The sequence below is a fragment of the Rhodococcus sp. (in: high G+C Gram-positive bacteria) genome, from assembly GCF_049286785.1.
In the GTDB taxonomy this organism is placed as follows: Bacteria; Actinomycetota; Actinomycetes; order Mycobacteriales; family Mycobacteriaceae; genus Rhodococcus_F.
On record NZ_JBAQEO010000181.1, the window covers coordinates 1 to 1911 of the forward strand.

General features: G+C 62.8%; 1 protein-coding gene and 3 pseudogenes. 3 read left to right on the plus strand and 1 reads right to left on the minus strand.

Annotation, left to right across the window (positions count from 1 at the left end; translation table 11 throughout):
• Window positions 1-305 (plus strand): annotated as a pseudogene (locus tag WAW17_RS07395) (winged helix-turn-helix domain-containing protein); the annotation flags it as partial.
• A 182-nt stretch (window positions 306-487) separates the two neighbouring features.
• Here the strand turns inward: WAW17_RS07395 and WAW17_RS07400 are convergent.
• Window positions 488-772, minus strand: coding sequence for a hypothetical protein (locus WAW17_RS07400; RefSeq protein WP_422332347.1), 285 nt, complete (start codon window positions 770-772; stop codon window positions 488-490).
• Window positions 773-1398: 626 nt separating this feature from the next.
• Between WAW17_RS07400 and WAW17_RS07405 the strand changes: the two are divergent.
• Both WAW17_RS07405 and WAW17_RS07410 read left to right on the plus strand, forming a co-directional pair.
• Window positions 1399-1545, plus strand: a pseudogene (locus WAW17_RS07405) (acetyl-CoA C-acyltransferase); the annotation flags it as partial.
• 268 nt (window positions 1546-1813) lie between these two features.
• Window positions 1814-1911, plus strand: a pseudogene (locus WAW17_RS07410) (IS6 family transposase); the annotation flags it as partial.

Below are 1911 nucleotides of genomic sequence, written 5' to 3' on the forward strand. Positions count from 1 at the left end.
AGCGAGCCCATGGTGGTGACGGATTCGTTCACCGTCGACCTCACCGCCAAGACCGTCCGCCGAGGTGAGACGAGGGTGCACCTCACCCCCACCGAATGGGGGATGCTGGAAATGCTGGTGCGAAACAAAGGCAAACTCGTCGGTCAGAAGGAGCTGCTACGGGAGGCGTGGGGACCGGCCTATGCCACCGAAACCCACTATCTGCGAGTATATTTGGCGTAACTGAGACGCAAACTCGAGGACGATCCATCGAATCCCCGGCATCTGATCACCGAGGCCGGCATGGATACCGGTTCCAGGCATGACTTGTCGGCGAATCAGCCGGGCCGAAGGCCCCCTGCACGCGCAATTGGCGGAATCCGGACCCGGGAAGGTCCCCCCGGTGCTGGGGCACATTGGTTTCCCGAGGACGCACAAGTTCGTCAGGCTGGCGGAGACTGGCAGCGTGGCGACCGATGACGAAGAAGGCAGACCCGTCGATCGGTGCTCACCAGATTGCGAGCTGACCGATCTCGCGTTGCCGGGTCTTGAGCGGCGCACTGTCCCAACGCTTCCGGGCCTGGTGCGCACTCATTCCAGTGGCCTCGCCGATCTCTGCCCACCCTGCCCCTGCAGCCCGCGCTCGGTCGATGTCGTCGACGAGATCGAAATGTGCCTGTTGGGCGATCGCGATCCGCGCCAGTAACCGTGCCTTCATCGCCTGTGCCGGCGACGCGGCCGAAGCACTACGCAGCGTGTACCAGGCCTTCGAACCCGCCGCAGGTGAAGACATGACCTGATCAGCCAGACGCTCGAGCAGCACATCTGCCTGATTACATTTCGAGAAGCAGCGACCTGACGATGGCCGTGCTGACACGAGCGAAGTGTGGCTTTATGACGCGTGCGCTTCGTGCTCGGCAATGAACCTAGCTAGTGTTGTCCCGGGCGGCGGTCCTTGCCTACGAAGCCAATCAGACGGTTAAGCGTGACAGCGCGGCGCTGACAGCCGGCACAAGGTGTGAATCCAGCTCTGACGGTGCTCTTCTTGATCACATCGCCGAGTCCGATATCAGTTTTGATCAGCCGCCGAGGCATCCTCACCACAAAGAGCGGTCGCGGTCGTTCCCGTCCATTCATCGAATCCGCTATTGCTACTCCGGACTGGAGCCGACACCCAGTGGTCAGCCGGGCTGAGATTGGCCACGATTTCTGATTCCCTACCGCTGCGCTCCGTCCACAGCTGGCCGCAAGGTGCCGTCCGGCCGCTTCTCGCCGGCTTCGATCACCGCTCCGTCCGAGTAGTTGTCAGAGATCCATTCTGCAACTGCGCGGGCATTGCGAAGGGACGCCCCGAGGTACGCCCCAGCGGAGGCACCGAGCTCATACGCGCGCTGCCGTCCTTCGACCGACGGCCAGCACTCACTCGGACACCCTGTCGGCGCGACCGGCGTCCGGATTCTAGCCACTCTGTTGCGTGAGATGGAACGACGCGACCTGCGCTACGGCCTCGAAACCATGTGCATCGGTGGGGGACAGGGTTTGACGGCCATTTTCGAACGGGTTTCGAAGGCTGGAGGCGGCGTAGCCGGCCTGTGGGGTCAAGATCATGGTGTATGGGTCACGTTCGACTGCTTAATGTTTCAGCCTTCATGTTGTGCTGTGGCGGTGAGGGTATCGACGGCGGTGCGATAGGCGATGGCAGCCGATCGGAGGTGACCGGGAGTCGTTGTAGGGGTGTCGAGTTCGGCCCGCCCGGGGCGCCGGACCCGATCGTGGACACAGGTGAGGAAATTCACGGTGTCACCCGTGGTGGGTGACCTGGTAAGGCGCCTCGGTCCTGATCACCGACGAGCTCGGTAGCTACGGGGTGGGGCAGCGGGAGCTGATGCCTTCGGTCGAGCACCGGCAATCGAAGTACCTGAACAACCGGGC